This window comes from Thioalkalivibrio sp. ALE16, assembly GCF_000381305.1.
Lineage (GTDB): Bacteria > Pseudomonadota > Gammaproteobacteria > Ectothiorhodospirales > Ectothiorhodospiraceae > Thioalkalivibrio.
The window spans coordinates 1-4,615 of record NZ_KB906385.1; the positions used below are offsets into that span (position 1 = coordinate 1).

Annotated in this window: 7 protein-coding genes; 3 read left to right on the forward strand and 4 right to left on the reverse strand. The window is 66.2% G+C overall.

Annotation, left to right across the window (positions count from 1 at the left end; translation table 11 throughout):
* Positions 1-310: 310 nt before the first annotated feature.
* Positions 311-736 carry a ferric iron uptake transcriptional regulator gene (gene fur, locus F627_RS0115345; RefSeq protein ID WP_017940353.1) on the reverse strand — a complete coding sequence of 142 codons (426 nt, stop codon included), beginning with the start codon at positions 734-736 and terminating at the stop codon, positions 311-313.
* Between the two features lie 98 nt (positions 737-834).
* Between fur and F627_RS0115350 the strand changes: the two genes are divergently transcribed.
* Entirely contained in the window at positions 835-1,197 is a 363-nt protein-coding gene (locus tag F627_RS0115350; RefSeq protein ID WP_017940352.1) for an outer membrane protein assembly factor BamE, read from the forward strand.
* A 45-nt stretch (positions 1,198-1,242) separates the two neighbouring features.
* Here the strand turns inward: F627_RS0115350 and F627_RS0115355 are convergent, their stop codons facing one another.
* Genes F627_RS0115355 through F627_RS0115365 form a run of 3 tightly spaced genes read right to left on the reverse strand, consistent with a single transcriptional unit; the run spans position 1,243 to position 3,423 of the window.
* A complete protein-coding gene (locus F627_RS0115355) occupies positions 1,243-1,620 on the reverse strand; it encodes an RnfH family protein (protein ID WP_018875874.1) in 378 nt (125 codons plus the stop codon).
* 4 nt (positions 1,621-1,624) lie between these two features.
* On the reverse strand, positions 1,625-2,065 hold the full coding sequence (locus tag F627_RS0115360; RefSeq protein ID WP_017940350.1) for a type II toxin-antitoxin system RatA family toxin: 441 nt from the start codon (positions 2,063-2,065) through the stop codon (positions 1,625-1,627).
* The gene (locus F627_RS0115365; RefSeq protein WP_017940349.1) at positions 2,065-3,423 is read right to left on the reverse strand and encodes a sodium-dependent transporter; all 1,359 of its coding nucleotides are present in this window, start codon (positions 3,421-3,423) and stop codon (positions 2,065-2,067) included. Before F627_RS0115365 ends, F627_RS0115360 begins: the two co-directional genes overlap by 1 nt.
* 197 nt (positions 3,424-3,620) lie before the next feature.
* Between F627_RS0115365 and smpB the strand changes: the two genes are divergently transcribed.
* On the forward strand, positions 3,621-4,100 hold the full coding sequence (smpB, locus tag F627_RS0115370; RefSeq protein WP_018879902.1) for an SsrA-binding protein SmpB: 480 nt from the start codon (positions 3,621-3,623) through the stop codon (positions 4,098-4,100).
* Positions 4,101-4,394: 294 nt separating this feature from the next.
* Positions 4,395-4,615, forward strand: a 221-nt coding sequence (locus F627_RS17080; RefSeq protein ID WP_026332145.1) for a transposase, incomplete at its 3' end; no start/stop codon positions are given.

Genomic DNA, 4,615 nt, shown 5'->3' on the forward strand with positions numbered 1-4,615 from the left:
CGTCCGGAGCGAGGTTCCCGGGCGAAATCCGGGTGCCCTTCTTTGGGTCCTTTCTTGGGCAAGCAAGAAAGGACCTCGCGGCGCGCTGGCGAGTCAGCGCCGGGCAGTATGCGGACCGAAGGCACGTAAACACCGGATGCAGAACCAGGACCAGCCACCACAGGGCAGGCGGCCGGACGAAGGCACCTTAAACTCCGGAGGCCGAACCAGGGCCAGCCACAAAAAGGCAAGCAGCCGAATCGGAAGCTACTGCACACCCGCGGCGGAACCGGTGCCAGCCGGTCCGCGGTGAGTAAAACCCCGATAGCGGTCAGGCCGGGCGGTGGGGACAGGCGTGGTCGTTACAGTCGCCGTACAGGACCAGGGCATGATCCTTGATGGAAAAACCGTGGTGCTGGGCCACCTCGCGCTGGCGCCGCTCGATCGTCTCGTCGAAAAACTCCTCGACCCGCCCGCACTGGTTGCAAACGATATGATCATGGTGGCCACCACGCTCCAGCTCGAACACCGCCTGATTGCCCTCCAGGTGCAGACGACAGACCAGCCCGGCCGCCTCGAACTGGGTCAGCACGCGATACACCGTGGCCAGGCCGATCTCCTCGCCGGATTCGAGCAGCTCGCGATAGATCGCCTCGGCCGTCAGATGCCGGGTCTCCGAGGTCTCGAGGATCTCGAGGATCTTCATCCGCGGCAGCGTGACCTTGAGTCCCGCCTTCTTGAGATTACTGGTTTCCATTGCCTGTTTTCCCGGTCCGATCCGCTTGAGAGCGGCGGGACGCTTTGGTGTACCATGCGCGTTCACGGCCCACCAGACGCCGAGGACCGCCCGCTCAGATGATCAAGATTCTCATTTCTATCGCCGTGGCCGCAAGCCTGCTGAGCGCCTGCGGCGGCCTCAACCAGTTCCGTCTGGATGTACAACAGGGCAATGTGATTGACCCCGTCCAGGTGGCGCAGATCCAGCCCGGCATGACGCCGCAGCAGGTCCGTTTCCTGATGGGGTCGCCCCAGCTGGAGCCCGCCTTCCGCGCCGATGAGCGCTGGGACTACGTCTACTACCGCCGCCCGGGCTTCGGGGCGACCGAGCGCCAGCGGGTCACAGTGCATTTTGCGAACGGCGTGGTCAGCCACGTGGATGCCGACATCCCGCAGCCGGTCGCGCTGGACGAGCACCCGGTGGACATGGACAACGACTGACGCTCGCCCGCATCCCCGAAGTGCCGCGGGCTCACAGGGCTCTCGCTATTCCTCCGCGTTCTCCGGCCCTGCGTCCTTCTTCGATTCGCCCCCGGCGTCCGCATCGCCCTTGCCCGGCTTCTTCTTGCGCCCCTTCCCGGCGCGCTGGCGGCGCACCTCCTTCGGGTCCGCGATCAGCGGACGGTAGATCTCGATGCGGTCACGCGGCCGCAGCACGGTGTCGCGCCGGGTAATCTTGCCGAAGATCCCGACCTTCGCATTCTCCAGGTCGATCTCCGGAAACTGCAGCTCGATCTCGGACTGGCGCAGCGCGGTATCCACCGTGGTGCCCTCGGGCACCACCAGCGGCAGGATCACCTGGCGGTCGGGGCGCGCATAGGCCACCTCCACGCGGATCATGCCGTCCGCGGCGGCCGGGGCCACGGGACTATCCGGCACCGTGGACCTCGCGCGCGCGCTGGACAAAGGCATCGACCAGCGAATTGGCAATCTGGTTGAACACCGGCCCGATCGCGAAGGCCATGATGCGGTTGGCGAACTCGAATTCCAGCTCCAGGGCGATACGGGTCTTGCCGCCCTCCACCTGGCTGAAGGTCCAGGTCCCGTGCAGTCGCCGGAACGGTCCGGAGACCAGGCGCATGTCGATGCTCTCCGGGCGTTTCAGGGTATTGCGGGTAGTAAACGACTTGTGCAACGCGCCCTTGGCCAGTTCGATCGTGCCTTCCACCTCGTGCTCGCCGCGCGGGCGCGCCGACGCACTGCGACAACCCGGCAGGAATTCCGGATAGGCATCGACGTCGTTCACGAGATTGAACATCTGCTCCTGGGTGTAGGGCACATCCGCGTAGCGGCGAATCTTCGAGGCCATCAAATCAACTCCACCGCACGCAGGAAGACAAACAGGATCGCGACCGGAGCAACGAAGCGCACCAGGAAGTACCAGACCTGATACAGCGCCGGGTGCTTCATACGCAGCTCGGACTGCACCGAGCGCTCGGTCATCCGCCAGCCCACGAAGATCGCGATCAGGAAGCCGCCCAGCGGCAGCAGGATGTTGGCCGTCACGTAGTCCAGCAGGTCCAGGATGCCCATGTCGAACAGGGTGTAGTCGGACCAGACGTTCAGCGACAGCAGCGCGCCAATCCCCAGGAACCAGGCCCCGATGGCGATCATCGCGGTCGCCATCACCCGGGTCAGACCCATGTTCTCGACCAGGAAGGCGACCGCCGGCTCGATGATGGAGATCGCCGAGGTCCAGGCCGCAAACACCAGCAGCACGAAGAACATGGTGCCGAAGTACAGTCCACCCGGCATATCGGCGAACGCCAGCGGCAGGGTCACGAAGATCAGCCCCGGCCCCTGCTCGGCCGACAGCCCGGCCCCGAGCACGATGGGGAAGATCGCCAGCCCGGCCATGATCGCCACCAGGGTATCCGCCCCGACCACCGCCGCCGAGGTGCGCGCAATGGACGCCTCGCTCTGCAGGTAGCTGCCGTAGATCATGATCGCGCCCATCCCGAGACTGAGCGTGAAGAAGGCCTGGCCCATCGCCAGCAGCACCGCGTTCGCCGACAGCGCGGAGAAATCGGGATACAGCAGGAACTGCAGGCCGGCGAAGAACTGCCCCTCGACCATTGCATAGCCGACCATCACCACCAGCATCACGAACAGCAGTGGCATCAGGATCGTCACCGCCTTCTCCAGGCCCGACTGCACCCCGCGCGCGACCACCATCGCCGTCATCACCATGAAGATGGTGTGCCAGGCCAGCAGCGCCTCCGGGTCCGCCAGCATGTTGCCGAACATCGATTCGGAACCGTCCGCGTCCAGCCCGAGGAAGCCGCCCGTGCCCGATTTGAAGACGTACGACAGCGACCAGCCGGCCACCACGCTGTAGAAGGACAGGATCAGGAACCCGGCGAGGACCCCGATCCAGCCGATCATCCCCCAGGCGCGCGTGAGCCCCTCCTCGCGCGCCAGGGCGGACATCGTGTTGATCGGGCTCTGGCGCCCGCGCCGCCCCAGCAGGATCTCCGCCATCATCACCGGCAGGCCGATCAGCAGGATGCAGCCCAGATACACCAGCACGAAGGCCCCGCCGCCGTTCTCGCCGGCGATATAGGGGAAGCGCCAGATATTGCCGAGGCCGACGGCCGAACCGGTGGCCGCCAGGATGAAGGCCAGGCGGGTCGTCCATTGCCCGTGGATCGAGGTCGTGGCAGGCATCAGTGGCTCCTTTGTGAGCGGAGACGGAAGGCGTGTGCGCGGCCATCGCGCCCGGGCAGCGCCCGGGCCCGGGCGCACAGCGCGTCGCCGAGTCCGCCGGAATTGTGGGGCAGCGGGTCCTCAGGCTCAACTTTCACCACGGATGCAGGCCCATGCCGACTGCTTCGCCGCGCCGCCTGCAGTACACTGCGCGGGTTATGGGAAAGAAGAAGAAACAAGGCGGCGACAACTCCAGCACCATCGCGCTCAACCGCAAGGCGCGCCACGATTTCTTTATCGAGGACCGCCTGGAGGCGGGGCTGGAGCTGGAGGGCTGGGAGGTCAAGTCCATGCGCGCCGGGCGCGCGCAGCTGAGCGAGGCCTACGTGCTGCTGCGCAACGGCGAGGCCTTCCTGTTCGGGGCCCACGTCACCCCGCTGCCCACCGCCTCCACCCATATCAACCCCGACCCCAGCCGCACGCGCAAGCTGCTGCTCCACCGCTCCGAGATCAACCGCCTGGTCGGCGCGGTGGAACGCAAGGGCTACACCCTGGTACCGATGGCCCTGTACTGGAAGCGTGGCCGCGCCAAGCTCGAGATCGGGCTGGCCAAGGGCAAGAAGGAATTCGACAAGCGCGCCGCCAAGAAGGACAAGGACTGGGAGCGCGAGCGGGCGCGGATTTTGAAGCACAACTAACGCCGCGGCACCCCGCCCGCCGTCCCCGTTCCGGCTCGCGCCGGTCGCCCCGGCCCCATCCCTCGCCGTTTACGGTCCCTTCGTCCGGCCGCCTGCCTCGTGGTGGCTGGCCCTGGTTCGTCCTCCGGTGTTTACGTGCCTTCGGTCCGTCGCCTGCCATGTGGTGGCTGGTCCTGGTTCGCCGCTCGGTGTTTACGGTGGCTTCTGTCCGCAACCTGCCCGGCGCTGACTCGCCAGCGCGCCCTGAACCGTACCGACTTTTCCGGAGGCTCTGATCCTTGGGAGGATAGAGCGATGAGTGAGACGACACGGTATAGCCCGGAGGTCCGGGAACGGGCGGTGCGACTGGTGTGGGAACATCAGGAGGAGTATTCGTCGCAGCATGCGGCGATCCAGTCGATTGCACCGAAGATTGGCTGCACGGGCGAGACGCTGCGGCTGTGGGTCCGCCGCGCGGAGCGCGAGCGGGACGATGCCTCGGCGTTGTCGGATAACGAACGGGCACGCCTGAAGGC

Bases quoted from the DNA above. Each gene is read 5' to 3' on its own strand.
- F627_RS0115360 (WP_017940350.1), bottom strand. From the start codon at position 2,065: ATGGCCTCGAAGATTCGCCGCTACGCGGATGTGCCCTACACCCAGGAG.
- F627_RS0115350 (WP_017940352.1), top strand. From the start codon at position 835: ATGATCAAGATTCTCATTTCTATCGCCGTGGCCGCAAGCCTGCTGAGC.
- fur (WP_017940353.1), bottom strand. From the start codon at position 736: ATGGAAACCAGTAATCTCAAGAAGGCGGGACTCAAGGTCACGCTGCCG.
- smpB (WP_018879902.1), top strand. From the start codon at position 3,621: ATGGGAAAGAAGAAGAAACAAGGCGGCGACAACTCCAGCACCATCGCG.
- F627_RS0115365 (WP_017940349.1), bottom strand. From the start codon at position 3,423: ATGCCTGCCACGACCTCGATCCACGGGCAATGGACGACCCGCCTGGCC.